The organism is Sediminicoccus sp. BL-A-41-H5 (assembly GCF_050632405.1).
Lineage (GTDB): Bacteria > Pseudomonadota > Alphaproteobacteria > Acetobacterales > Acetobacteraceae > Roseococcus.
The window spans coordinates 2,017,491-2,041,643 of the sequence record NZ_CP192601.1 but is presented as its reverse complement, the minus strand read 5'-3'; the positions used below and the strand labels follow the sequence as shown (position 1 = coordinate 2,041,643).

The 24,153-nt window shown below is 70.5% G+C and carries 19 protein-coding genes; 12 read left to right on the top strand and 7 right to left on the bottom strand.

Annotation, left to right across the window (positions count from 1 at the left end; all coding sequences use genetic code 11):
- Positions 1-44 precede the first annotated feature (44 nt).
- Positions 45-914, bottom strand: a complete 870-nt coding sequence (gene galU, locus ACQ860_RS10205) for a UTP--glucose-1-phosphate uridylyltransferase GalU (RefSeq protein WP_431303270.1) — start codon at positions 912-914, stop codon at positions 45-47.
- A 94-nt stretch (positions 915-1,008) separates the two neighbouring features.
- Positions 1,009-2,169 (bottom strand): serine hydrolase, encoded by a 1,161-nt coding sequence (locus ACQ860_RS10200; protein WP_431303269.1) that lies wholly within the window; start codon positions 2,167-2,169, stop codon positions 1,009-1,011.
- A gap of 270 nt (positions 2,170-2,439) precedes the next feature.
- On the opposite strand from ACQ860_RS10200, the gene ACQ860_RS10195 reads away from it, so the two are divergent.
- From ACQ860_RS10195 to ACQ860_RS10180, 4 genes are all read left to right on the top strand, one after another.
- The gene (locus tag ACQ860_RS10195) at positions 2,440-2,946 is read left to right on the top strand and encodes a phasin family protein (protein ID WP_431303268.1); all 507 of its coding nucleotides are present in this window, start codon (positions 2,440-2,442) and stop codon (positions 2,944-2,946) included.
- Between the two features lie 441 nt (positions 2,947-3,387).
- Positions 3,388-3,717, top strand: a complete 330-nt coding sequence (clpS, locus tag ACQ860_RS10190) for an ATP-dependent Clp protease adapter ClpS (protein ID WP_213617118.1) — start codon at positions 3,388-3,390, stop codon at positions 3,715-3,717.
- A 140-nt stretch (positions 3,718-3,857) separates the two neighbouring features.
- Positions 3,858-6,212 carry an ATP-dependent Clp protease ATP-binding subunit ClpA gene (clpA, locus tag ACQ860_RS10185; RefSeq protein WP_431303267.1) on the top strand — a complete coding sequence of 785 codons (2,355 nt, stop codon included), beginning with the start codon at positions 3,858-3,860 and terminating at the stop codon, positions 6,210-6,212.
- Between the two features lie 78 nt (positions 6,213-6,290).
- Positions 6,291-6,647: a carboxymuconolactone decarboxylase family protein gene (locus tag ACQ860_RS10180; RefSeq protein WP_431303266.1), complete on the top strand. Its 357-nt coding sequence runs from the start codon at positions 6,291-6,293 to the stop codon at positions 6,645-6,647.
- 149 nt (positions 6,648-6,796) lie between these two features.
- On the opposite strand, the gene ACQ860_RS10175 is transcribed toward ACQ860_RS10180, so the two are convergent.
- From ACQ860_RS10175 to ACQ860_RS10165, 3 genes are read right to left on the bottom strand one after another with little or no spacing between them, the layout of a single operon-like run.
- On the bottom strand, positions 6,797-7,231 hold the full coding sequence (locus ACQ860_RS10175; protein ID WP_431303265.1) for a hypothetical protein: 435 nt from the start codon (positions 7,229-7,231) through the stop codon (positions 6,797-6,799).
- Positions 7,232-7,259: 28 nt separating this feature from the next.
- Positions 7,260-7,421, bottom strand: coding sequence for a hypothetical protein (locus ACQ860_RS10170; protein ID WP_431303264.1), 162 nt, complete (start codon positions 7,419-7,421; stop codon positions 7,260-7,262).
- A gap of 32 nt (positions 7,422-7,453) precedes the next feature.
- Positions 7,454-9,748 (bottom strand): NADP-dependent malic enzyme, encoded by a 2,295-nt coding sequence (locus ACQ860_RS10165; protein WP_431303263.1) that lies wholly within the window; start codon positions 9,746-9,748, stop codon positions 7,454-7,456.
- A gap of 148 nt (positions 9,749-9,896) precedes the next feature.
- Here ACQ860_RS10165 and mutS point away from each other — a divergent pair, with 148 nt between their 5' ends.
- The 5 genes from mutS to ACQ860_RS10140 all read left to right on the top strand — a co-directional run bounded on the left by mutS (position 9,897) and on the right by ACQ860_RS10140 (position 19,037).
- Positions 9,897-12,434, top strand: coding sequence for a DNA mismatch repair protein MutS (mutS, locus tag ACQ860_RS10160; protein ID WP_431305745.1), 2,538 nt, complete (start codon positions 9,897-9,899; stop codon positions 12,432-12,434).
- 10 nt (positions 12,435-12,444) lie between these two features.
- Positions 12,445-15,207: a [protein-PII] uridylyltransferase gene (locus ACQ860_RS10155; RefSeq protein ID WP_431305744.1), complete on the top strand. Its 2,763-nt coding sequence runs from the start codon at positions 12,445-12,447 to the stop codon at positions 15,205-15,207.
- Between the two features lie 88 nt (positions 15,208-15,295).
- Positions 15,296-16,831, top strand: coding sequence for a murein biosynthesis integral membrane protein MurJ (gene murJ, locus ACQ860_RS10150; RefSeq protein ID WP_431303262.1), 1,536 nt, complete (start codon positions 15,296-15,298; stop codon positions 16,829-16,831).
- Between the two features lie 55 nt (positions 16,832-16,886).
- Positions 16,887-17,888, top strand: coding sequence for a tryptophan--tRNA ligase (trpS, locus tag ACQ860_RS10145; RefSeq protein ID WP_431303261.1), 1,002 nt, complete (start codon positions 16,887-16,889; stop codon positions 17,886-17,888).
- 96 nt (positions 17,889-17,984) lie between these two features.
- Positions 17,985-19,037, top strand: a complete 1,053-nt coding sequence (locus ACQ860_RS10140; protein ID WP_431303260.1) for a 2OG-Fe(II) oxygenase — start codon at positions 17,985-17,987, stop codon at positions 19,035-19,037.
- Here the strand turns inward: ACQ860_RS10140 and ACQ860_RS10135 are convergent.
- Positions 19,023-20,258: a flavin monoamine oxidase family protein gene (locus ACQ860_RS10135; protein ID WP_431303259.1), complete on the bottom strand. Its 1,236-nt coding sequence runs from the start codon at positions 20,256-20,258 to the stop codon at positions 19,023-19,025. The two genes, ACQ860_RS10140 and ACQ860_RS10135, sit on opposite strands and share 15 nt — an antisense overlap.
- 52 nt (positions 20,259-20,310) lie before the next feature.
- On the opposite strand from ACQ860_RS10135, the gene ACQ860_RS10130 reads away from it, so the two are divergent.
- From ACQ860_RS10130 to ACQ860_RS10120, 3 genes are read left to right on the top strand one after another with little or no spacing between them, the layout of a single operon-like run.
- Positions 20,311-21,420, top strand: a complete 1,110-nt coding sequence (locus ACQ860_RS10130; RefSeq protein ID WP_431303258.1) for a DSD1 family PLP-dependent enzyme — start codon at positions 20,311-20,313, stop codon at positions 21,418-21,420.
- Complete coding sequence (locus ACQ860_RS10125; RefSeq protein ID WP_431303257.1) at positions 21,420-22,169, top strand: hypothetical protein; 750 nt, start codon at positions 21,420-21,422, stop codon at positions 22,167-22,169. Before ACQ860_RS10130 ends, ACQ860_RS10125 begins: the two co-directional genes overlap by 1 nt.
- A gap of 2 nt (positions 22,170-22,171) precedes the next feature.
- Positions 22,172-22,729: a hypothetical protein gene (locus ACQ860_RS10120; protein WP_431303256.1), complete on the top strand. Its 558-nt coding sequence runs from the start codon at positions 22,172-22,174 to the stop codon at positions 22,727-22,729.
- Positions 22,730-22,963: 234 nt separating this feature from the next.
- Here ACQ860_RS10120 and ACQ860_RS10115 read toward each other — a convergent pair whose 3' ends face one another.
- On the bottom strand, positions 22,964-24,151 hold the full coding sequence (locus ACQ860_RS10115; RefSeq protein ID WP_431303255.1) for an MFS transporter: 1,188 nt from the start codon (positions 24,149-24,151) through the stop codon (positions 22,964-22,966).
- Positions 24,152-24,153: the final 2 nt, after the last annotated feature.

Genomic DNA, 24,153 nt, shown 5'->3' with positions numbered 1-24,153 from the left:
TCTCAGCCTCTTCCGAGAATACGCGCCAGAATCACCGATCGCGATTAACGATAGCTGTCGAGGAAGCGCCGCACGGCGGGCGCGATCTCGGGCCGGGCGAGCGCGAAGGCGATCTGCGCCTCCAGGAAGCCCACCTTGTCGCCGCAATCGAAGCGCCGGCCTTCGTAGCGCAGCCCATGAAAGGGCTGGGAGCCGATGAGCTTGGCCATGCTGTCGGTGAGCTGGATCTCGCCGCCCGCGCCCTTCTCCATCTTGGAGAGATGGCCGATCACCTCCGGCATCAGCACGTAGCGGCCGATGATGGTGAGGTTGGAGGGCGCCTTGTCCACCGGCGGCTTCTCGACCAGGCCCTTCACGGAAACGAGGCGCCCCATGTCCTTCTCGATGTCGAGCACGCCGTATTTGTTGACGCGCTCCATCGGCACTTCCTCGATGGCGACGACATTGCCGCCGGTCTCGGCATAGGCCTCGGCGAGCTGGCCGATGCAGGGCTTGTCGCACTGCATGAGGTCATCGGGGAGGAGGATGGCGAAGGGGTCGTCGCCGATGAAGGCGCGGGCGCACCAGATGGCGTGGCCGAGGCCGAGCGGCACCTGCTGGCGGACGGTGAGCAGGCTGCCGGGCGTGATGGCCAGCCCGCGCAGCTCCTCCAGGATCTCGGTCTTGGCGCGCTCCTCCAGGGTTTTTTCCAACTCATAGGCCACGTCGAAATGCTCGACGATGCTGGTCTTGCCGCGGCCGGTGACGAAGCAGAACTGCTCGATGCCGGCGGCGCGCGCCTCATCCACCGCGTACTGGATCAGCGGCCGGTCCACGACGGGCAGCATCTCCTTGGCCAGGGCCTTGGTGGCGGGCAGGAAGCGCGTCCCCATGCCTGCAACGGGCATGACGGCCTTCTTCAGCGGCTTGGGCATCGGATCTTATCCCTAAATGTCGACAAACGACGTGTTGCCACGCCCAAGCCCGTGGCGACAAGCCACGCCCTTCGTCGCCGCGCCACGCCCGGCTTCAGTTTCCGTTGCGGGCCACCTGTTGGGCGCGCGGCGCGGCGGGGGGTTGGGTGGTGCGCACCGGCGTGCGGGGCGCCGCCGCCGGGCGGCTCTGGGTCGCGGGCTGCGACGCGGGGCGGCGGGCGCGGTCGGGCTGGCTGGCGGCCGGGCGCGGGGCGGTTGCGGGGCGCGTCGCGACCGGCCGGGTGGTGGAGACGTTCTGCACGCGCGGCTGGCCCTGCGTGGCAGGGCGCGTGGCGGTCTGCACGCGGACGCGGCGCGGGCCGGGGCCGACGGTCGGGTCGCGCCCGGCGACGACGCGCGGCGCGGCCGAGGCCATGACCGGCACCGAGCGAACGCCCATGCGCTGGAAGCCGTCATCCAGCAGCTCCGCCATGTGGTTGTTGCGCTGCGGCCATGAGGAGCCGCCGAAGACCACGCCCACGAGGCGCACGCCCTCACGTTGGGCGGAGGTGACGATGTTGAAGCCCGAGGCGTTGATGAAGCCGGTCTTGATGCCGTCCGTGCCCGGATAGTCGCGCAGCATGCCGTTGTGGTTGCGGATCATGCGGTTGCCATGGGCAAAGTACTGGACCGAGAAATAGTGGTAGTGGTCCGGGAAATCCGCGATGAGGCGGCGGCCAAGCAGCGCCATGTCGCGCGCCGTCGTCACCTGCTCGGGGTCGGGCAGGCCGGAGGCGTTGCGGAAGGTGGTGCGCGTCATGCCGAGCGAGCGCGCGCGCATCGTCATGGCGCGGGCGAAGGCGTCCTCGTCGCCGGCCAGGGCCTCGCCCACGGCGGCGGCGATGTCATTGGCCGAGCGCGTGACGAGCGCGAGGATGGCGGTCTCGGTGGAGATGCTGCCGCCGGCCGGCACGCCGAGCTTGGAGGGCGGGCGGGAGGCGGCCTCGGCGCTGACGCGGATGGGCGTGCCGAGGTTGAGCCGGCCGTCGCGCATCGCCTCGAACAGCATGTAGAGCGTCATCATCTTGGTCAGCGAGGCGGGGTGGCGCGTCTCGTCCGCGTTGGCGGCGCTCAGCACCTGGCCGTTCCGCGCCTCGACGACGAGGGAGGCGTAGCGGTCGCGCGTGGTGATCTGGGCGGAAGCGCCGCTGGTCCAGCTCACGCAGAGGGCGAGGGTGACCGCCAGGGTGGCGCGAGAGAATAAAGAGATGATCATTCGGTTCCCCAGCCGCGTGCCGGTGTCGCCTCCCCCAAGGCTCAGTCGGCACGCTCACGCTCTGTCCTCAAAGAAACAGCCAAGCGGCCATTTGTCCATCCGTTTCGCGCATGGCCGGGCCGCGACGGGCTTTTGTGCACCGCACAAAAAGTTCTTGCATTGGTCCGGGCGCGGTCCTAGATAGGCACCATGCTGCATTGCAGCAAAACACGGGCTTCCAGCTTTCCTTCCCGGATTGGCTGACCGGCCCAATCGAGAAGGAAGATGACCATGGCCACCCAGGCTGACATGAAGAAGGCGATGAGCCAGGCCGCGCAGACCGGCGCCGCCACCGCGAAGAAGCTGGTCGAGGACACCACCGTCCAGGCCCGCGCCGCCGTCGAGAAGACGATGGAGACCGCGAACAAGACCGCGGGCGACATGCTGAAGGCCGCCGAGGAAGCCGCCGAGTTCGGCCGTGGCAACCTCGAGGCGCTTACCAAGGCCTCGCAGCTCTATGTGACCGGCGTGCAGGACCTGTCCCGCCAGACGATGGCGATGTTCCAGGCCTTCTCCGAGCACACGATCGAGGGCGTGAAGGCGCTGTCGAGCGTGAAGAGCATGAAGGAAGCCGCCGATTTCCAGGCCTCCTTCACCAAGACGGCCTTCGAGCGCGCCGTGAACGACACCACGAAGATCTCGGAGGCCGCGATGAAGCTGGCCGAGGCTTCGATGGAGCCGATCTCGGCCCGCATGACGCTCGCCATGGAGAAGATGGCGAAGCCGATCGCGGCGTAATTTTCGCCCTCAAGCGTCATGCCGCAGGCATGCCTTCGCATGACGGGCGCGCGCTCCGCGCGCTTGGCTTCGGATCGCTGAAGCGATCCGGCTCGGCTAGTCGCCTCGCATTCTCGTGGGGCGGTGGCCGGGTTTGCCGGGCCTGGCCTGAGGGTGATCACCTGATCCTGGGGGCTTCGGCTCCCTTGCTGGAACCCGGCCGCTCGTGCGGCCGGGTTTTTCGTTTCGGCGCGAATCGCCGCGGGCTAGAGCCGGGCCGCCGCCGCACCCTCGTTTTTCGCGCGCCAGGGCCGCTTTCCGCATTTCGTTGCGGTTATTCCGCCACCGGATGCGCCAAACCCCTTTCCGTGGGGCCGCCGCAACCGATATTCTGCCCCGCGTACACCCGCGCCAGACTGTGATGGATGGGACCACCGGAACGTTATGATGCAGCCGATCACCATGTCCGATCCGGATAAGCGCGATGGCGATGGCGGGCCCGCCACCGGCGTCGTCGTCAAGCCGCGCCCGAAGACCAAGAAGCCGGCGATGTACAAGGTGCTGATGCTGAACGACGACTACACGCCGATGGAGTTCGTCGTTCACGTCCTGGAACGCTTCTTCCAGAAGAACCGCGATGAAGCCACGCGCATCATGATGCATGTGCATCGCCGCGGCGTCGGCGTCTGCGGGGTCTATACCTATGAGGTCGCGGAGACCAAGGTGACGCAGGTGATGGATCTGGCCCGCCAGAACCAGCACCCGCTGCAATGCACGATTGAGAAAGAGTGAGACGAGAGACTATCACCGTGGGTCATGAAAATTTTGACATGACCTCCGGGGTGTGACGGCAAGGGAGCGCCACCACATCATCATCAATCCGCCATGTTCCGATCCTCGGATCTGGCTTTCTCCAGTGGGAGCGTTGATCCATGCTGTCCCGCAACCTTGAGCAGACGCTCCATCGCGCGCTTGGCCTCGCCAATGACCGCCGCCATGAATATGCCACCCTCGAACACCTGCTGCTCGCCCTCGGCGACGACGCGGATGCCACCACCGTGCTGCGCGCCTGCGGCGTGGATGTGGACCGGCTGAAGCGGGAACTCACCGAATTCCTCGACAAGGACCTGGCCGGCCTGGTCAGCGACCGCACGGGCGACCCCAAGCCGACCGCGGGCTTCCAGCGTGTCGTGCAGCGGGCCGCCATCCACGTGCAGTCCTCCGGCCGGGATGAGGTGACGGGCGCCAATGTGCTGGTCGCGCTCTTCAGCGAGCGCGAGAGCCACGCCGTCTATTTCCTGCAACTGCAGGATATGACGCGCCTCGATGCCGTGAACTTCATCAGCCATGGCATCGCCAAGGCCCCCGGCCGCTCGCAGCCGCGCCCCGTCCAGGGCCAGGCGCCGACGCCGGAGGAGAACGCCGGCAAGGAGGAGCGCGAGGAGAAGCCGCGCGGCGGCAACCGCAACCAGGATGCGCTCAGCACCTATTGCGTGAACCTCAACAAGCGCGCCCAGGCCGGCAAGATCGACCCGCTGATCGGCCGTGACCATGAGATCGAGCGCACGATCCAGATCCTCTGCCGCCGCACCAAGAACAACCCGCTCTATGTGGGCGATCCGGGCGTGGGCAAGACGGCCATCGCCGAGGGCCTGGCCAAGCGCATCGTGGAAGGCGACGTGCCGGAGGTTCTGGCCAAGTCCACCATCTATTCGCTGGACATGGGCAGCCTGCTGGCCGGCACGCGCTATCGCGGCGATTTCGAGGAGCGACTGAAGGCCGTGGTGAATGAGCTGGAGGCCCAGCCGGGTTCCATCCTCTTCATCGACGAGATCCACACGGTGATCGGCGCGGGCGCCACCTCGGGTGGTGCGATGGATGCGTCGAACCTGCTCAAGCCCGCCTTGGCGCAGGGCACGCTGCGCTGCGTGGGCTCCACCACCTACAAGGAATACCGCAACCACTTCGAGAAGGACCGCGCGCTGGTGCGGCGCTTCCAGAAGATCGACGTGAACGAGCCCACGGTCGAGGATGCGGTGAAGATCCTGCAGGGTCTGAAGACCAATTACGAGAAGCACCACAAGGTGAAGTACACGCCGGAGGCGATCCGCGCCGCGGTGGAGCTCTCGGCCCGCTACATCCATGACCGCAAGCTGCCGGACAAGGCGATCGACGTGATCGACGAAGTCGGCGCCTCGCGCATGCTGGTGCCCGAAGGCAAGCGCAAGAAGACCGTGACGCTGAAGGATGTGGAGGAGGTGGTGGCGAAGATCGCCCGCATCCCGCCCAAATCCGTCTCGGCCGACGACAAGGAGACGCTGCGCACCCTGGAGCGCGACCTCAAGGGCATGGTCTTCGGCCAGGATCGCGCGATCGAGGCGCTGGCGGCGGCCATCAAGCTCAGCCGCGCCGGCCTGCGCGACCCCGAGAAGCCGATCGGCAACTACCTCTTCTCCGGCCCCACCGGCGTCGGCAAGACGGAGGTGGCGAAGCAGCTTTCGAAGACGCTCGGTATCGAGCTGCTGCGCTTCGACATGTCCGAATACATGGAGCGGCACAGCGTCAGCCGCCTGATCGGCGCGCCGCCGGGCTATGTGGGCTTCGACCAGGGCGGCCTGCTGACCGACGGCATCGACCAGCATCCGCATTGCGTGCTGCTGCTGGACGAGATCGAGAAGGCGCACCCGGATCTCTACGCCATCCTGCTGCAAGTGATGGATCACGGGAAGCTGACCGACCACAACGGCAAGACGGTGGATTTCCGCAACGTCATCCTGATCATGACGACCAATGCGGGGGCCGCCGACATGCAGAAGGCGGCCATCGGCTTCGGCAGCGATGTCCGCAAGGGCGAGGACGAGGAGGCGGTGAAGCGCATGTTCACCCCCGAATTCCGCAACCGCCTGGACGCGGTGATCCCCTTCGCCGGCCTCTCGGCCGAGATCGTGGCGCAGGTGGTCGAGAAGTTCGTGATGCAGCTGGAGGCGCAGCTCGCCGACCGCAACGTCACGATCGAGCTCAGCTCCGCCGCCAAGGAATGGCTGGCCGAGCGCGGCTACGACCCGCTCTATGGCGCGCGGCCGCTGGCCCGCGTGATCCAGGAGCACGTGAAGAAGCCGCTGGCCGAGGAGCTGCTCTTCGGCAAGCTGGTGAAGGGCGGCGCGGTCAAGGTGAACCTGGTGGATGGCGCGCTCAGCTTCGACATCGCCGAGCCGCCGCCGGCCGCCCTGCCCAAGCCCGAGGGCGATGGCGAGGCGGAGAAGGAACCGGAGGCGACGGCCGAATAAGCGCCACGCTTCGGCTTGCCTCCAGGGCCCCGGTGGGAAACCATCGGGGCCTTCTGCATTTCAAGGGACGCTACGCCAATGACCGAAGACACCCGGATCGAGGATTGGGACAGCTACAGCGCCGGGCTGCGCGCGCGCGGGAAGGAGCTTTCAGCGATCCATCCCGAGCTGATGAAGGGCTTCGGGGCGCTCTCGCGCGGGGCTTCCACCACGAAGCACCTGGATGCGAAGACGCGGGAGATGATCGCGCTCGCGGTCGCCGTCACCACGCGCTGCGAGGGCTGCATTGACGCCCATGTGCGAAAGGCGCGCGCCGCCGGCGCGAGCAAGGAGGAGGTGGCGGAGGCGCTGGGTGTGGCCATCGCGCTGAATGCGGGGGCGGCGCTGACCTATTCGCTCCATGTGCTGGATGCGATGGATGGGGCGACGGGGTAAGAAAAAGGGCCTCCGGTGGCTGGGGCCTCAGGCCCCAGACGCCATCAGAAACCGGGTCACCGCAGACCTGACCCCAGTATCCGCCAGGCCGGGCCAGCGGGCAGGCGTCGCGAGCGCCACCACGGGGCCCAGATGGCCCATGCCGGGGATCACAACATGGCGCACCGCACGCCAGCCGCCACGGCGCTCTCGGTCAGGATGCGCGAGTGATAGGGGCCAACGATGGGGGCGGCCGCGCCATGCACCAGCAGCCGGGGTGGCGCCTCGCCCGCCCGCAGGGGCCGAGGCGCCGCCTGGATGCGCGCCTTGGGGAAGATCTCGGGCGGCGAGACCTCGTCCCGCCGGAAATCATTGGGGCTGGCCCAGCCGATGAAGCCGCCGACCAGGCTCTGCACGCCCCAGGCCGGGTCCAGCGCCACGCAGCCCGCGTTGAAGGCGCCGGCCGAATGGCCCATCGGCACGAGGGGGCGCTGCGGCTCGCGCGCCGCCAGGGCGCGGATGGCGAGCGCCGGATCCTCGACGAAACCCGGGAACGCCACCTCCGGCCAGGGCCGGTAGTCGGGGATGGCGACAAGGCAGCCCATCGCGGCGAGCGGAAAGCCGAGGAAGCGGTCATCGCCGCGACTCCCGGCCCGCCGGGCGGTAGGGCAGGCCCGCCTCGCGCGTGACGTCGCCGGCGGGTGTCCGGGCATTGGCGAGATCGGTCGCGGAGCAGCCGGTGAGCGACAGGCCGGCGAAGGCAAGCAGCGCGCGGCCGGGCAGCATGGCATCCATACGCCCCGCGCCACGCCCTGGATGCGGAAGCCCTACCGCCCGATCGCCTGGTAGGCGGCCAAGGTCGCCATATCCAGCAGCTGGTTCACGCCCGCGCCGGTGGGGACGATCTGCGCGGGGCGGGAGAGGCCCATCAGCACGGGGCCGATGGTCGTGGCGCTCGTCAGATGCGGCACGGCCTTCGTCAGGATGTGCGCGGCATGCAGGCCGGGCATGACCAGCACATTGGCCGGCCCCGTCAGGCGGCAGAAGGGGTAGAGGCTGGCGCGGAGATTGGAGTCCAGCGCCACCTCGGCGCTCATCTCGCCATCATACTCGAAATCCACGCCCTGCTGGTCGAGCAGTTTCACCGCATCGCGCAGGCTGCCCGGGATGCTGCCCTTGGGGTCTCCAAACGTCGAGAAGGAGAGGAAGGCGACCCGCGGCGTGAGACCCAGGCGCCGCGCGGTGGCCGCGCTGCGCGTCGCGATGGCGGCGAGTGTGGCCGCATCCGGGCGCTCATGGATGGCCGTGTCGGCCACCAGCACCGTGCCCGAGCGGCGGGCGATCATCATGGTGAGGCCGAAGAGAACGCCCTCGGCGTCGAGCGCCATGCGCACGCCTTCCAGCGCCACGGAATAGCTGCGCGTCTCGCCGGTCAGCAGCGCGTCCGCATCGCCCTGCGCCACCATGCAGGCGGCGAAGACGTTGCGGTCATTGTTCACGAGGCGCAGGCAGTCGCGATACAGGAAGCCGTCGCGCTGCTTGCGGGCATAGAGCCATTCCGCATAGCGCGTGTTGTCGGAGGAGACGCGGGCATTGTGGATCTCGATCCCCTCCGGCAGGCGCACGCCCAGCGACGCCACGGTGGCGTTGATCCGCTCCTCCCGCCCCACCAGCACGGGCGTGCCATAGCCCGCGTTCCGGAAGGCGATGGCGGCGCGGATCACGCTCTCCTCCTCGCCCTCGGCGAAGACGACGCGGCGCGGATTCTCGCGGACGCGCTCATGGATGGCTTCCAGCGCATTGGCGGCGGCATCCAGGCGGTTCGTCAGCTCGCGGGCGTAGCGCTGCGGGTCCACCAGCGGCTTGCGCGCGACACCCGAGCGCACGGCGGCTTCGGCGACGGCGACGGGCACGCGGCTGATCAGGCGCGGGTCGAAGGCGTTGGGGATGATGTATTCGGGGCCGAAGACCAGGCGCTTGCCGGCGCCGGAGCGGGCCACCTCCTCCGGCACCGCTTCGCGCGCGAGTTCGGCGAGCGAGCGGGCGGCGGCGATCTTCATCGCGTCGTTGATCGTGCTGGCGCGCACGTCGAGCGCGCCGCGGAAGATGAAGGGAAAGCCGAGGACGTTATTCACCTGGTTCGGATAGTCCGAGCGGCCGGTGGCGATGATGCAGTCGGGCCGCGCGGCGCGGGCCTCTTCCGGCGTGATCTCGGGGTCGGGATTGGCCATGGCGAAGATGATGGGCTTCTCCGCCATCGCGCGGATCATGTCCTGCGTGAGGGCACCCTTCACGGAGAGGCCGAAGAAGACGTCGGCGCCCTCCAGCGCCTGGGACAGCGTGCGGGCCGAGGTCTCGACCGCATGGGCCGATTTCCACTGGTTCATGCCCTCGGTGCGGCCGCGATAGAGCACGCCCTTGGTGTCGCACATGGTGATGTTTTCGGGCCGCATGCCCATGGCGCGCAGCAATTCCGCGCAGGCGATGGAGGCGGCCCCCGCGCCGTTGATGACGAGCTTGGTGGTCGCGAGGTCGCGCCCCGTGAGATAGGCCGCGTTGATCAGGCCGGCGGCGGCGACGATGGCGGTGCCGTGCTGGTCATCATGGAAGACCGGGATGTCCATCAGCTCGCGCAGGCGCTGCTCGATGACGAAGCACTCGGGCGCCTTGATGTCCTCGAGGTTGATGCCGCCGAAGCTGGGGCCGAGGAACTTCACGCAGTTCACGAATTCGTCGGCATCCTCGGTGTTGAGGCAGAGGTCCATGCCGTCCACATCCGCGAAGCGCTTGAAGAGCGCGACCTTGCCCTCCATCACGGGCTTCGACGCCAGGGCGCCGAGGTTGCCGAGGCCCAGTACGGCCGTGCCGTTGGAGATCACGGCCACGAAATTGCCCTTGCTCGTGTAGTCATAGGCCAGGGCCGGGTCGCGGTGGATGTGCAGGCAGGGCTCGGCCACGCCGGGGGAATAGGCCAGGCTGAGGTCGCGCGCGGTGACGAGCGGCTTGGTGAGGCGGGTTTCCAGCTTGCCGGGGCGGCCCTCGGCATGCATGGCCAGCGCCTCCTCGCCCGTCACCCGCGCGGTGCGCGTATCGGGGGTCGCGTCTTGGCGCTTGTCACTCATTGGGTTCGCTTCCTCATCCCGGGCATTGGAAGCTTTCATTTAACCCCCGGCGGGGAGGAAGCGAAAGCCGCCCCTTCGCGGGGCGTCCGGCCTCGGCTATGCCGGAGGCGTGTCCAGTCCTCGTTCCGCCGATGGTGCGACGCCCGCGATGGCGCAATGGTTCGCGGCCAAGGCCACGGCCGGGGCCGCGCTCGTCTTCTTCCGGATGGGCGATTTCTACGAGCTCTTCCACGAGGATGCCGAAGCCGCGAGCGAGGCCTTGGGCATCGCGCTGACCCATCGGGGCGAGCACCAGGGCCGCCCGATTCCCATGTGCGGCGTGCCGGTGCACAGCCATGAGGCCTATCTGGCGCGGCTCATTCGCCGCGGCTTCCGGGTCGCCATCTGCGAGCAGACCGAAACCCCGGAGGAGGCGAAGGCCCGCCGCGCCGCCACGCTGAACCGCGAGATCATCCGCGTCGTCACCCCCGGCACGGCGACGGAGGAGGCGCTGCTGGACGCGGCGCGCCCGGCCTGGCTGCTGGCCCTCGTCCCTGGGGGCGCCGCCTGGCTCGATGTGACGACCGGATTGTTCCACACGCAGAAGGGGGCGGAGCCGGCGGCGCTGATCGCCCGCCTGGCGCCGGCCGAGATCCTGGCCGAGGAGGCGCTGGGGATCGAGGGCGCCATCCCCGCGCTCCCGCCCCGCGATGCGGAAGGCCGGCTCGCCGCCGCGCTGGAAGCGGGCTCGCTGGATGGGTTCGGGCAGTTCAGCGCGGAGGAGGTCGCGGCCGCCGCCATGGCCGTCGAGTACGTCCGGGCGGTGAACAATGGCAGCCTGCCGCGCCTCTCGCCGCCCGTGCCGGAGGGGGCGCGCGGCGTGCTGCTGCTGGATGCGGCGACGCGGCGCAGCCTCGACATCCTGGAGGGGCCGCGCGGGGCCTCGCTGCTCGCGGCCGTGGACCGCACGCTGACCGGGCCGGGGGCGCGGGAATTGGCGGCGCGGCTGGCGGCCCCGCTGGATGACCTGCCCGCGATCCGCGCGCGGCATGACGCGGTGGCCGCACTCCGCGACGACAAGGCGCTGCGGGCGAAGCTGCGCGCCGCGCTGAAGGGCGCGCCCGACATGGCGCGCGCGCTGGCCCGCATCAGCCTGGAACGCTTCTCGCCCCGCGACCTCGGCGCCATCCGGGACGGGCTGCAACGCGCGGCGCAGCTCGCCGCCGCGCTGGCAGGGGACACGCCCGCCCTGCTGGCCGAGGCCGTGGCACCACTGGGCGCGGCGCCGGCCACCGCCGCCGAACTCGCCCGCGCGCTCGCCGCCGACCTGCCCGCGCGGCTGGATGACGGGGGTGTGGCCGCCCCCGGCTATGATGGCGAGCTGGATGCGCTGCGCCGCCTGCGGGACGATGCGCGCGGCGCCATCGCCGCCATGCAGGTGGAGCTGGCGCAGGCCTGGGGCATCGCCGCGCTCAAGATCCGGCATCACCAGCAACTGGGCTACCTCGCCGAGGTGCCCTCCGCCGCCGGCGAGAAGCTGTTGCGCGCGGCCCCCGCCACCGCCACGGGCGATCTGGCGCCGATCCATCGCCAATCCATGGCCAATGCGCATCGCTTCACCTGCGCGGCGCTGGCGGCGCTCGACCGCAGGTTGTCGGAAGCGGGCGAGCAGGCGGCGAAGCGCGAGCGGCTGGTCATCGCGCATCTCCGGCGGATGATCCTGGCCGATGCGGAAGCGATCGCCGCCGCCGCGCGGGAGATGGCGGCCCTCGACGTGCTGGCCGCGAGCGCGGAACTGGCGACCGAGGGCGCCTGGTGCCGGCCGGAACTCACCGAGCGGCCGGATTTCGCCATCGAGGCCGGGCGGCACCCGGTGGTGGAGGCGGCGCTGCGCCGCGCCCGTGGGCCGGCCTTCGTGCCCAATGACTGCGACCTCTCGCCCGGGCGCCGGCTCTGCCTGCTGACGGGGCCGAACATGGCCGGCAAGTCCACCTGGCTGCGACAGAACGCGCTGATGGTGATCCTGGCGCAGGCGGGGCTGTTCCTGCCGGCCGCCGCCGCGCGCGTGGGGCTGGTGGATCGCCTCTTCAGCCGGGTGGGTGCCGCGGATGACCTGGCCGGCGGGCGCTCCACCTTCATGGTGGAGATGACGGAGACGGCCGCCATCCTCAACCAGGCCGGGCCGCGCAGTCTCGTGGTGCTGGACGAGGTGGGGCGCGGGACCGCCACCTGGGACGGGCTGGCCATCGCCACCGCCGTGCTGGAGGCGCTGCATGACCGCATCCGCTGCCGCACCCTCTTCGCCACGCATTTCCATGAATTGACCGCGCTCGCCGAGAAGCTGCCGGAGCTGCGGCTTGCCGCCATGCAGGTGCGCGAATGGCGGGGCGAGGTGGTGTTCCAGCACGCCGTCGCGGCGGGGGCGGCCGAGAAGAGCTGGGGCGTGCATGTGGCCAAGCTGGCGGGCGTGCCCGCCCCGGTGCTGCGGCGCGCGGCCGCCGTGCTGGCCCAGCTGGAGGCGCGGGCGGCGGCGGGGGCGGACCCGCTGGCGGGCGAGATGCCGCTCTTCGCGCGAGCGCCCGCCGCACCCACGGACCCGCTGCGGGCGGCGCTGGCGGGGCTCGACATGGACAGCTTGTCACCCCGCGAAGCGCTGGAAGCGCTTTACAACCTGAAGGCCCTCGCGGAGGGCAAGGAAGCTCTGTAGTGTGACGGTCATGAAGACCGCGATGGCCGAAATGGCCGAGCAGAGCCTGCAGGACCAGCTGCTTCCCGGCGGCGCGCCGATCGCGCGCGACCTGGCGCTGGGCCTGTTGCGCCGGGAGCTCGGCCGCATGCAGGGCCAGGTGCAGCGCGCCTTCGAATCCCACGAGATCCAAGGGTTGGCCGCCGCCCGTCGCCTGGGCCATCACATGGACGCGATGATGCTGGTGATCCAGGATTACGCGGCGGCGATGGTGCCGAGCAAGGTGGGCGCGCGCGCCGTGGATTACGCGCTGCTGGCGACCGGCGGCTATGGGCGCGGCGTGCTGGCGCCCCATTCCGACATCGACCTGTTGTTCCTGACCGATCGCGAGCCCGGGCCGCGCACCCGGCGCATGATCGAATTCATGCTCTACCTGCTCTGGGATCTCGGGCTGAAGGTGGGGCACGCGACGCGCAGCCCGAGGGAATGCATCACCGAGGGGCTCAGGGACGCCACCATCCTGACCGCGCTGGTGGATGCCCGCTTCCTGGCCGGCGATGACCTGCTCTTCGCGGAGTTCCTGGGCGAATTCGCCCGGTTGCGGGAGGAGGGTGGCCTCGCGCCCTTTCTCGCCGCCAAGCGGGCCGAGCGCGCCACGCGCCATGCGCGCTACGGCGAGAGCCCCTTCCTGGTCGAGCCGCATGTGAAGGAAGGCCGCGGCGGCCTGCGTGACCTGCAGACGCTCTACTGGCTCGCGCGCTACGCCTTCGGCGTTTCCCGCATGCCGGAGCTGGTGGGGCCGGACAGCCCGGGCGGCGGCCTGCTGACCGAGGGCGAGGCGCGGGCCGTGAAGCGCGCCTGGGACTTCCTCTGGACGCTGCGTTTCCACCTGCACTACGTCACCGGCCGCGCCGAGGAACGCCTGACCTTCGATCTGCAGCCGGTGGTGGCCGCCCGCATGGGCTATACCCGCCACGGCACGCAGGACGGCGCCGAGCGGCTGATGAAGCACCTCTTCCTCACGGCGCGCGAGGTGGTCCGTCTCTCCCGCGTGCTGGAGCCGGCGATCGAGCGCGCCGCACTCGGCCCGCCGGCGACCCGGCGCGGCGGCGATGAGGGGCTGGCGGAACTGGGCCTCGCCTTCGCCGACGGCAAGCTGGTGGCGGCCCCGCCGGACCGCGATTTCGGGCGAGAGCCCGTCCTGATGCTGCGCATCGTCAAGGCGGCGCGGGACCGCGGCCTCGACATCCATCCACTCGCCATCCGCGCCCTGATCCGCCATTCCCGCCGGGCCGACCGGCTGCGCGGCGACCCGGAAGCGAGTGCGATCTTCATTGACCTGCTGATGGGCAAGGACGCCGCGAAATGGCTGCGCCTGCTGAACGAGGCGGGCTTCCTCAGCCGCTTCGTGCCCGAATGGGCGCGCATCGTCGGCCTGATGCAGTTCGACACCTACCACGTCTTCACCGTGGATGAGCACACGATCGAGGCGATCGGCGTGCTGAAGCAGGTGGAGCAGGGCGACCTGCACGAGATCGCGCCTGTCGCGACCGAGCTGATGGGGCAGTTGCAGTCGCGCCGCGCGTTGTTCGTGGCCACGCTCCTGCACGACATCGCCAAGGGACGCGGCGGCGACCACAGCGAGATCGGTGCGCGCCTCGCGCAGGAGATCTGCCCGCGCCTGGGCATGAGCGCCGAGGAGACGGAGACCGTCTCCTGGCTCGTGCTGCATCATTTGCTGGTGAGCCAGACCGCGTTCAAGCGCGACATCGAGGACCCCAAGACCATCCTCGACATCGCGGACCAGGTGCAGTCGCCCGAACGCCTTCGCCTGCTGCTGGTGCTGACGGTGGCGGATATGCGCGCCGTGGGGCCGCGCGTCTGGAACGCCTGGAAGGCGACGCTGCTGCGCGAGGTCTATTGGCGCGTGAGCGAGGTTCTGGCCGGCGGCATGACGGTGCCCGAGCGCGATGTGCGCGTGGCCCGCGCCAAGGAGGCGGCGGCGGCGATGCTGCCCGGCTTCAGCAAGGCCGAGGCCGAGATGTTCATGGGCCTCGGCTATCCCGGCTACTGGCTCTCCTTCGACGCCGAGACGCATGCGCGCCATGCCGCCATGATCCGCGAGGCGGAGGCCGAGCAGGCGCCGCTCACCGTCCGCACCCGCGTGCTCGCCGATCGCGGGGTCACGGAAGTCACCGTCTATTGCAGCGACCATCCGGGGCTGTTCAGCCGCATATCCGGCGCGCTGGCCGTGGCGGGCGCTTCCATCGTGGATGCGCGCATCCACACGCTGACCAACGGCATGGCGCTCGACACCTTCTGGGTGCAGGACAGCGCGGGCGGGCTGTTCGATGCGCCGCATCGCCTGGCACGCCTCGCCGTCCTGATCGAGCAGGCGCTGTCCGGGCGGCTGAAGCTCGCCGCCGAGATCCGCAAGGTGCGGCGGGAGCCGGCGCGGCTGGCCGCGGTTACGGTGCCGCCGCGTGTGGTGGTGGATAACTTCGCCTCCAACACCCACACGCTGATCGAGGTGAATGGTCGCGACCGTCCCGGCCTGCTGCATGACGTGACGGCCGCGATCAGCGAGCAGGGGCTGCAGATCGCCAGCGCCCACATCACCACCTATGGCGTGCGCGCGGTGGACGTCTTCTACGTGAAGGATGTCTTCGGGCTGAAGGTGGAAAACGAGCGCAAGCTTGGCCCGTTGCGCGCCGCGCTCCTGGAGGCGCTGACGCCGCCCGATGCGCCGGGGGGTGGCCCCTCGCCTTATCGCGAAGCGGCCGCGCCGAGCTGATGATGCCAGGCCCAGACCAGGGCCCCGTCCCCAGGAGAGGGAATGCAAGGGACGTGTCCTTTGCCGGGGTTCAGGGGCGGAGCCCCTGATGTTCCGCGCCATCGCCACCGTCGGCGGCTGGACCATGGTGAGCCGCGTGCTCGGCTTCCTGCGCGACATGCTGATCGCGGCGAAGCTGGGTGCGGGGCCGATGGCCGATGCCTTCTTCGTGGCGCTGAAGCTGCCCAATCTGTTCCGACGCCTCTTCGGCGAGGGCGCCTTCAACGCGGCCTTCGTGCCGGCCTTCGCGCAATTGCTGACGCAGCGCGGGCCGGCGGCGGCGCAGGCGCTGGCCGAGCGCATGGCGACGCTGATGGTGCTCTGGCTCGCGCTGCTGACGGGGCTCGGGCTCATCTTCATGCCGCAGCTGATGCAGGTGCTGGCACCGGGCTTCGTCGAGCGGCCGGAGAAATTCGCGCTGGCCGTGGAGCTGACGCGGATCACCTTCCCCTACCTGCTGCTGATCTGCCTGACGGCGCTGGTGAGCGGCGTGCTGAACGCGCTGGGCAAGTTCGCGGCGGCCGCGGCGGCGCCGATCTTCTTCAACCTGCTCTCCATGCTGGCGCTCTTCGCCCTCGCCCCCTTCGTGGCGACGCCCGCGCATGCGCTGGCCTGGGGGGTGACGCTTTCGGGCGTCGTGCAGCTCGCTTTCGTCTGGTGGGCGTGCAAGCAGGCGGGCATGGCGCTGAACCCGGTGCAGAGCCCATCCCTGGCGCCCGAGGTGCGGCAGGTGCTGCGGCGCATGGGGCCGGGGCTGGTGGGGGCGGGGGTGACGCAGCTCAACCTCGCGATCGACGTGATCATCGCCTCCTTCCTGCCGGCGGGGGCGGTGTCCTTCCTGTATTATGCGGATCGCGTGGCGCAGCTGCCGCTGGGGGTGATCGGGGCTGCGGTGGCGACCGCGCTGCTGCCGCTGCTGGCGAAGCAGATCCATGCGGGCCAGCCGCTCTCGGCGCATCGGAGCCTGAACCGCGCGCTTGAGATCTCGCTGGTGCTGGCGGTGCCGGCGGCGGTGGCGCTGGCGGCACTCGCCCTGCCCATCCTGGCCGCCCTGTTCCAGCGCGGCGCCTTCGGGCCGGCGGAGGCGGCGGCGACGTCGCGCGCGCTGATGGCCTATGCGCTGGGGCTGCCCGCCTTCGTGCTGGTGAAGGTCTTCGTCCCGGGCTTCTTCGCGCGCGGCGATACGGCGACGCCGGTGAAGATCGGCCTCGCTTGCGTCGGGCTGAACCTGGCGTTGAACCTGGTGCTGATGGGGCCCCTGCAGCATGTGGGGGTGGCGCTTTCCACCACGCTGGCCGCCTGGGCCAATGCGGGGCTGCTGGCCTTCGTGCTGCACCGCCGGCGGCATTGGGTGGCGGACCGGCGGCTCAGGCGCGCGGCCCCGCGGCTGCTGGGATCGGCGCTCGTCATGGGGGCGGTGCTGCTGGCGCTGGCGGCCTGGCTGGCGCCGGGGGCGGGGCTATGGGGCGTGGTGCTGCTGGGCGTGATCTGCGTGCTGGGGGCGGCGGCCTATTTCGGGGCGGCGCAGCTCTCCGGGGGGCTGGATTTGCGCGACATCCGCCGCCTGATGCGCCGCAAGGCTTGACCGGCGCGCCCAGCCGGGCAAACCCTCAGGCCGTCATTCACACAGGTTTCGTTTCATGCAGCGCGTGTTTTCCGGCATCCAGCCTTCCGGCGTTCCCACCCTCGGCAACTACCTCGGCGCCATCCGCAACTGGGTGCCGATGCAGGACCAGCATGAGAGCCTGTTCTGCATCGTGGATCTGCACGCCATCACCGTCTTCCAGGAGCCGGCGCAGCTCCTCGCCCAGACGCGCGAGATGGCGGCGACGCTGCTGGCCTGCGGCCTCTCCCCCGAGAAGTGCATCCTCTTCGTCCAGAGCCATGTGCCGGCCCATGCCGAGCTCGGCTGGATCTTCAACTGCGTGGCACGCCTGGGCTGGCTGAACCGGATGACGCAGTTCAAGGACAAGGCCGGCAAGGACCGCGAGGCGGCGAGTGCGGGCCTCTATGTCTATCCGAACCTCATGGCGGCCGACATCCTGGCCTACAAGGCGACGAGCGTGCCGGTGGGCGATGACCAGCGCCAGCACCTGGAACTGGCCAACGACATCGCGGAGAAGTTCAACCACGATTACGGCGTGCAGCTGTTTCCGCGCATCGAGCCGCACATCATGGGCGTCGCCGCCCGCGTGATGAGCCTGCGCGACGGCACGAAGAAGATGTCCAAATCCGATGCCTCGGACCAGTCGCGCATCAACCTCAATGACGACAATGACGCGATCGCGCTGAAGATCCGCCGCGCAAAGACGGATGCGGAGCCCATCCCCGGCCATATGCAGCAGCTCGAAGCGCGGCCCGAGGCGCGGAACCTGGTCGGCATCCTCGCCGCCATCACCGGCACCCTGCCCGAGAACGTGCTGCGCGAGCATGAGGGCCAGGGCTTCGGCCGCTTCAAGGAGGTGCTGACCGAGGCGCTGGTGGCGCATCTCTCGCCCATCCGCGCCGAGATGCTGCGCCTGCTGGAGGACACGGCCTCGCTCGACGCCGCGCTGCGGCGCGGGGCGGAGAAGGCCGAGGCCATCGCCAACCCGATCCTCGCCGAGGTGAAGCAGGCGATGGGCTTCCTGCCGCGGCGGTAGGGCGCCTTCCGCATGCGCCGAAACCGCCCTCCTCATGGTGTGACGCTCCGCTTCACGTCGTGGCCGCTGCCGGCCACGGACGATCGGAGCTAGGCGATGGCGCTGCTGCCCGGCGATCCCGTTCCAAACTGGTTCGCGGCCTCCGACACCAATCCGCGCTACAGCCTGCAGGCGACGGGCGGGCGCTGGGTGCTGCTGGGGGTGCTGGGGAGCGCGGCGTCGCCCGAGGCCATGGCGGCGCTGCGCGATTTCACGGCGGGCGCGCTGGAGGTGCTGGATGCCAACCACCGCGCCGCCCTGCTGATCAGCGCCGATGCGGAGGATCGCGCAGGCGCGCGCGTGCCGCAGAACCTGCCGCATTACCGCGCCATCTGGGACGCGACCGGCGGGGTGACGGCGGCGCTGGAGGGCCCGGGCTGGCTGTTGCTGGACCCCACGCAGCGCCTCTTCGCGCGCTGGCCGCTGAGCGAGACGGCGGCCATGCTGGCGCTGGTCGCCCGCCTGCCGCCGCCTGCGCTGCATGCCGGCGTGGTCGCGCCGGCCCCCGTGCTCGTCGTGCCGCGCATCTTCGAGCCGGAGCTGTGCCGCCTGCTCATCGCGCGCTACCGGGAGGCCGGGGGGGAGCGCTCGGGCTTCATGCGCGATGTGAATGGCCGCACGGTCGGCGCGCATGACCCGAGCTTCAAGGTCCGGCGCGATCATCTGATCGAGGATGACGCGCTGCGGGCCACGCTGCGCGGGCGCCTCGCGCAGCGGCTGGCGCCCGAGATCCAGAAGGCCTTCCAGTTCCGTGTCACGCGGCTGGAGCGCTACCTCATCGCCTGCTACCGCGCGGATGAGGGAGGGCATTTCTCCGCGCATCGCGACAATACGACGAAGGGCACGGCGCATCGCCGCTTCGCCGTCACCGTCAATCTCAACGCCGAAGAGTTCGAGGGCGGAGACCTCGTCTTTCCCGAATTCGGCACGACCGCCTATCGCGCGCCGACCGGGGGCGCGGTGGTGTTTTCCTGCTCGCTGCTGCACCAGGCGTTGCCGGTGACCAAGGGCGAGCGCTTCGCCTTCCTGCCCTTCCTCTATGACGACGCAGCGGCGAAGATCCGCGAGGAGAACCTGAAGTTCCTGGGCGAGGCGTCAGGCGGCGGCTGATTCCCCGCTCAGCCAGGCGCCGGCGATGGTGCCGGCGAAGCGGCTGTGACAGGCCTCGCCCGCGAAGCGCAGCCGGCCATCGCCGAGCGGGGTCGCGAGCGTGTCGCGGGAGGCGTGATGGCCCGGCCGGGCATGGGTGTAGCTGCCGCGGAAGAGCGGGTTCTCGCCCCAGTCGGTCACCAGGCACTCGCCGAGCACGGCGTCCACGCGCGGGCCGAACATGGCGGCGAGGTCGGCGCGGGCGGCGGCTTCCGTCGCGACGGGGCCCTGGCGGGACAAGTCCCAGGCGCGGGCGCCGCCGACGAAGCCGAAGATGTGATCCGCGCCGAAGGGCCAGAAGATCCAGCTCATCGGCGGTTCGGCGCCCGGCGTCACCGCGCGGCGGGCGGTGTGGAAGGGCGCGATGCCCAGGCGATCGGCGCCCTTCGCGCGAAAGGCGATCTTGGTCAGCAGCCCCATGGGCAGGCCGGCGATGGCGGCGCGCGTCGCCGCCGGCAATTCGGGCGTGAAGGCGATGGAACCCGCCGCCAGCACGCCGTTGGAGACGGTGACGATGGCGCGGCCGGCGCGCATCTCGCCCCAGGCGCCGCGCGCGACCACGCCCCCCTGTCCCTTGCGGCCGGACCAGTCGAGCTGCGTCACCGCATGGTTCAGCCGGATCGGCAGGCCCTCGGCCAGGCGCGGGACGAGGCCGCCCACGCCCTCGCGCGGGAGGAGGTTCGGGCCGTCGAGGTCGGTCTTCACATAGTCTTCCAGCGAGATGCCGGTGAGTTCCATCGCGTTGATCTGCGAGCCCAGCCAATGCGCGATGGTGGCATCCCAGGGGCCGGCTTCGGGCGCCGCGCCCATCACGCTGCGATCGGGCGTGAGGGGGGCGGCTTCCAGCGCATCCTCGAAGGCGCGGTGGGCGCGCCAGTATTCGGCGAATTCGGCGCGGGTGGCGAAGCGGTCGCCCAGATGCAGGTGCCGCTCGCGCACCGTGTCGTGGTCCAGGTGCTCGCCCACGAAGGCCGTCAGCGGATTGTCGTGCGCCTGGTGCAGCCAGGTGGCGCCGAGGTCGAGCGGCGCGCCCAGGGCGCGGGTGGTGAAGGCGCGGCCGCCGACGCGCGCGCCAGCCTCCAGCACCACGCAGCTTTGGCCCCTGGCGATCAGCGCGCGCGCGGCGGCGATGCCGGCGCAGCCCGCGCCGATGATGAGGACGTCTGGATCAAGGCCGTGCATGGCGGCATCATAGGGCAAAGCCGCGCGTGCGGCTCCCTGAAGGAAGGCGCCCATGCTGCAAGCCCCACCCGCCGAACCCGGCATGCGCGAGGAGGAGGTGGACACCCCCGCCCTTCTGCTCGATCTCGACGCCTTCGAGCACAACCTCGACACCATGGCGGGTTTCCTGGCGCCGACGGGGGCGAAGCTCAGGGCGCATGCGAAGACCCACAAGTCGCCGGTGGTGGCCAGGCTGCAGATGGCGCGCGGCGCCATCGGGCAATGCGTGCAGAAGGTGGGCGAGGCGGAAGCCCTGGCCTGGGGCGGCATTCCGGACATCATGGTGACGAACCAGGTGGTCGGCGCGCGCAAGCTGAACCGGCTGGTGGCGCTGGCGCGCATCGCGCAGGTCTCGGTCTGCGTGGATGATCCGGCGCAGGTGGCGGCGATCGAGGAAGCCGCGGCGGCGGCGGGCGTGCGGATTCCGGTGCTGGTCGAGATCGACGTGGGGGGTGCCCGCTGCGGCGTGCAGGCGGGCCCGCCGGCCGTGGCGCTGGCGGAGGTGATCGCGGCGTCGAAACACCTGAGTTTCGGCGGCATCCAGGCCTATCACGGCAGCGCGCAGCATATCCGCGAGCCCGAGCGCCGCGCGGCCGCCATCGCCGGCGCCGTCGAGGCCTCGCGCCGCACGGTGGAGCAGCTGCGCCAGCGCGGCCTGGATTGCCCGGTGGTGGGGGGTGCCGGCAGCGGCAGCTTCCAGCATGAGGTGGCGAGCGGCGTCTACACCGAGATCCAGGCCGGCTCCTACGCCTTCATGGACGCCGACTACGCCCGCAACATCGATGCGCCGCCCTTCCGCCATGCGCTGTTCGTGCTGGCGACGGTGATGAGTGCCGCCACGCCGCACATCGCGGTGGTGGATGCCGGCCACAAGGCGGTACCGACCGACAGCGGCTATCCGCTCATCGCCGGGCGGCCCGGCGTGAATTATGTCGGCGCCTCGGACGAGCATGGGAAACTCACCGTCGAAGATCCCGCGCTGCGGCCGCGCCTCGGCGAGAAGCTGCGCCTCATCCCCGGCCATTGCGACCCGACGGTGGACCGCTACGACTGGTATGTCGGCGTGCGGAAGGGCCGCGTGGAATGCCTCTGGCCCGTCGCGGCGCGGGGTGCGATGGCCTGATGGCGGCACCCCCTCCCTTCGGCGTGGGCCGCGCCAGGCCGCAGGACCGGATGGACCACTGGATCGCGGCGGTGGCGCCCGGGCGGACCTTCCTCGATCTCGGCGGCATCCGCGAGCGCAGCGGCAATGAGCGCGCGAGCTGGGCGCAGCGTTGCGGCGCCGCCGATGTCGCGATGGCGGATCTGCTGCCGCTGGACCATGAGCTCTGGGAGCATTTCCGCGAGCAGACCCGGCTGCACGGCGTGCGCGACATCGACTTCCGGCCGGAGGTGGATGTGGACGCGGCGGGCTTCGGGGCGAAGCTCGGCCGCTATGACATCGTGAGCGCGCCGCTGCTGCTCTATCACGCGCCCAATCCGGTCCATACGCTGCTGAACCTGCGGCGCGTGGTGGGGGAATACCTGATCGCGGGCACGGTGGTGGTGCCGGATGAGGTGGAGAATGCCGAGGGGCGCGTGGCCTTCCCGGAATCCTCCGCGCTGTTCCTGCCGGCGCTGCGCGGGCGGGAGCGCGCGGTGATGCGGCGCTACTACCTCGACCGCTTCGGCCTCGACCTCGACACCCATGCGCCGGAGAGCGATGGCGCCACCATGCCCTATGTGACGAAGGGCGCGCCGAGCCCCTGGCCCTATTGGTGGTTCTTCACGAAATCCGCCTTCGAGCGCGCGCTGGAACTGCTCGAGATGCGCATCCTGGACCGCCACACCTGGCAGGACCACGCGCATTTCGTCTTTCTCCGCCGCAAATAGCGATGCGCGCGCGCCGCTGGCTCCGGCCCCTGGCGCTGGTGGTGGCGCTGCCGCTCGTGCTGCTGGAGGTGACGCTCTGGGCGTGGCTGACCGCGCTCGGGCGGTTGCTGGGCCGTCTGCCGCTGTTCGCGTGGCTGGAGGCTCTGGTGGCGCGGCTGAGCCCGAACGCGGTGGTCGCGGTTTTCGTCGTGCCGTTCATCCCGGCCATTCCCCTGCTGAAGTTCGGCGAGCTGTGGCTGCTGCGGGAGGGGCATTTCATCTGGGCCGCGGTGGTGATCATCGGCGCCAAGGTGGTGGGGGCGGCATTCTCCACGCGGGTGTTTGCGATCGCCAGGCCCAAGATGCTGCAGGTGGCGTGGTTCGCGCGCGCCTATGGCGTGGTGATGGGGCTGGTGGAACTGGGGCACCGCATGCTGGAGGCGTTGCCCGGCTGGGTGGCGGCGCGGGCGGCGGTGCGGGGATGGACCGCGCGGGCGCGCGCCTGGATGCGGCGGGCGCGGGGGCCGCTGGGGCGCGGCGTGGCGGCGGCGCGGCGGTGGTTCAGGAGGAAGTGGGGGTAGGGGCTCATGGGGCCGCACGGCGGCCGGCGCCGCCCCACCGGACGAACGGCCCGGCGCAACAGTGGCACGGTGAAGCCAAGCGCGCGCAGCGCGCGCCCGGCGCCTGAGGGCGCTTCCAAACTCATCCGGCCGCACGGCGGCCGGCGCCGCCCCACCTGACGAATGGCCCGGCGCAACAGTGGCGCGGCGAAGCCAAGCGCGCGCAGCGCACGCCCGGCGCCTGAGGGCGGCAAACTAAGCCAGCGCCACCCGCCGCGCCTTGCGCATCTCCTGCCAGAGCGCGGTCGCCACGGCGAGGCCGAGGCAGGAGGCGGCGGCGACGAAGACGAAGTCGGGCTGGCCATGGTCCAGCAGCCAGCCACAGGCGATGGGGCCGACCATGCCGCCGATGTTGAAGCCCGTGCTGACCACGCCGAAGACCGCACCCGCCTGGCCCGGGGGTGCCGCGGCGCGCACCAGCATGTCGCGCGAGGGCATGATCATGCCCGAGAGGAAGCCCGAGACGCCCATGACCAGCATGAGCGGCAGCGGCGCCCAGGCGATGAGGCCGGCGACGAGGAAGAGCACGGCGGCGCAGCCGAGGCCCGCGGCCGCGACCAGCCCGTGGCGCTTGGTGCGGTCCGCCACATGGCCGCCGACGAGGACGCCGATGGCGCTCATGGCGAGCCATGCGGTGAGCGCGATATTGCCCGCGGTGAGCGAGGTGCCATGCGCCGCGTTCCAGGCGGAGACGGCGAAGCCCTGGATGCTGGAGTTGGAGAGCGCCAGCACCACGAAGAATCCGAGCAGCGTGAGCACGGCCGGGCTCAGCACGCGCGGCGCGCCGGCGGCGGGCCTGGGGCGGGCGGGCTGGATGCGCTCGGAGAAGGCCTCGCGCAGCAGGGGCAGGGCGGCGAGCGGGCCGAGGAGGCCCGCCACGATCAGCGCGAAGCTGACGCCGCCGAGGCTGGCCGCACCCAGCATCAGCGCGGGGGCCACGGCGCTGCCGGCATAGCCCGCGAAGGTGTGGAAGGAGAAGGCCCGGCCCACATGCGCCTCGCCGATCGAGGAGCCGAGGATGGCGTAGTCGGCCGGGTGATAGACGGCGTTGGCGAGGCCGGCCATGGCCATCGCCACCAGCAGCCAGGCATAGCTGCCGCCGAGGGCGGCGAGCGCGAAGGCCGCGCCGCCCAGCAGCAACCCGGCGACGAGGGCGCGGCGTGGGCCCACGCGGTCCACGAGGAAGCCCATGGGTGCCTGCGTGAGGGCGGAGACGATGTTGAACAGCGTCAGCGCGAAGCCGAGCTCAAGGAAGGAGATGCCCATGCCGTCGCGCAGCAGCGGAAAAAGCGGCGGCAGGACGAGGATATGGACGTGGCTCACGAAATGCGCGCCGGAGACGGAGGCTAGGATGCGGCGCTCCTCGCGGGTGAAGGCGGACATGC

What these genes read in the sequence shown, in the direction of transcription:
- galU (WP_431303270.1), bottom strand. Translation starts at nt 914, where the DNA reads ATGCCCAAGCCGCTGAAGAAGGCCGTCATGCCCGTTGCAGGCATGGGG.
- ACQ860_RS10200 (WP_431303269.1), bottom strand. Translation starts at nt 2,169, where the DNA reads ATGATCATCTCTTTATTCTCTCGCGCCACCCTGGCGGTCACCCTCGCC.
- ACQ860_RS10195 (WP_431303268.1), top strand. Translation starts at nt 2,440, where the DNA reads ATGGCCACCCAGGCTGACATGAAGAAGGCGATGAGCCAGGCCGCGCAG.
- clpS (WP_213617118.1), top strand. Translation starts at nt 3,388, where the DNA reads ATGTCCGATCCGGATAAGCGCGATGGCGATGGCGGGCCCGCCACCGGC.
- clpA (WP_431303267.1), top strand. Translation starts at nt 3,858, where the DNA reads ATGCTGTCCCGCAACCTTGAGCAGACGCTCCATCGCGCGCTTGGCCTC.
- ACQ860_RS10180 (WP_431303266.1), top strand. Translation starts at nt 6,291, where the DNA reads ATGACCGAAGACACCCGGATCGAGGATTGGGACAGCTACAGCGCCGGG.
- ACQ860_RS10175 (WP_431303265.1), bottom strand. Translation starts at nt 7,231, where the DNA reads ATGGGCTGCCTTGTCGCCATCCCCGACTACCGGCCCTGGCCGGAGGTG.
- ACQ860_RS10170 (WP_431303264.1), bottom strand. Translation starts at nt 7,421, where the DNA reads ATGGATGCCATGCTGCCCGGCCGCGCGCTGCTTGCCTTCGCCGGCCTG.
- ACQ860_RS10165 (WP_431303263.1), bottom strand. Translation starts at nt 9,748, where the DNA reads ATGAGTGACAAGCGCCAAGACGCGACCCCCGATACGCGCACCGCGCGG.
- mutS (WP_431305745.1), top strand. Translation starts at nt 9,897, where the DNA reads ATGGCGCAATGGTTCGCGGCCAAGGCCACGGCCGGGGCCGCGCTCGTC.
- ACQ860_RS10155 (WP_431305744.1), top strand. Translation starts at nt 12,445, where the DNA reads ATGAAGACCGCGATGGCCGAAATGGCCGAGCAGAGCCTGCAGGACCAG.
- murJ (WP_431303262.1), top strand. Translation starts at nt 15,296, where the DNA reads ATGTTCCGCGCCATCGCCACCGTCGGCGGCTGGACCATGGTGAGCCGC.
- trpS (WP_431303261.1), top strand. Translation starts at nt 16,887, where the DNA reads ATGCAGCGCGTGTTTTCCGGCATCCAGCCTTCCGGCGTTCCCACCCTC.
- ACQ860_RS10140 (WP_431303260.1), top strand. Translation starts at nt 17,985, where the DNA reads ATGGCGCTGCTGCCCGGCGATCCCGTTCCAAACTGGTTCGCGGCCTCC.
- ACQ860_RS10135 (WP_431303259.1), bottom strand. Translation starts at nt 20,258, where the DNA reads ATGCACGGCCTTGATCCAGACGTCCTCATCATCGGCGCGGGCTGCGCC.
- ACQ860_RS10130 (WP_431303258.1), top strand. Translation starts at nt 20,311, where the DNA reads ATGCTGCAAGCCCCACCCGCCGAACCCGGCATGCGCGAGGAGGAGGTG.
- ACQ860_RS10125 (WP_431303257.1), top strand. Translation starts at nt 21,420, where the DNA reads ATGGCGGCACCCCCTCCCTTCGGCGTGGGCCGCGCCAGGCCGCAGGAC.
- ACQ860_RS10120 (WP_431303256.1), top strand. Translation starts at nt 22,172, where the DNA reads ATGCGCGCGCGCCGCTGGCTCCGGCCCCTGGCGCTGGTGGTGGCGCTG.
- ACQ860_RS10115 (WP_431303255.1), bottom strand. Translation starts at nt 24,151, where the DNA reads ATGTCCGCCTTCACCCGCGAGGAGCGCCGCATCCTAGCCTCCGTCTCC.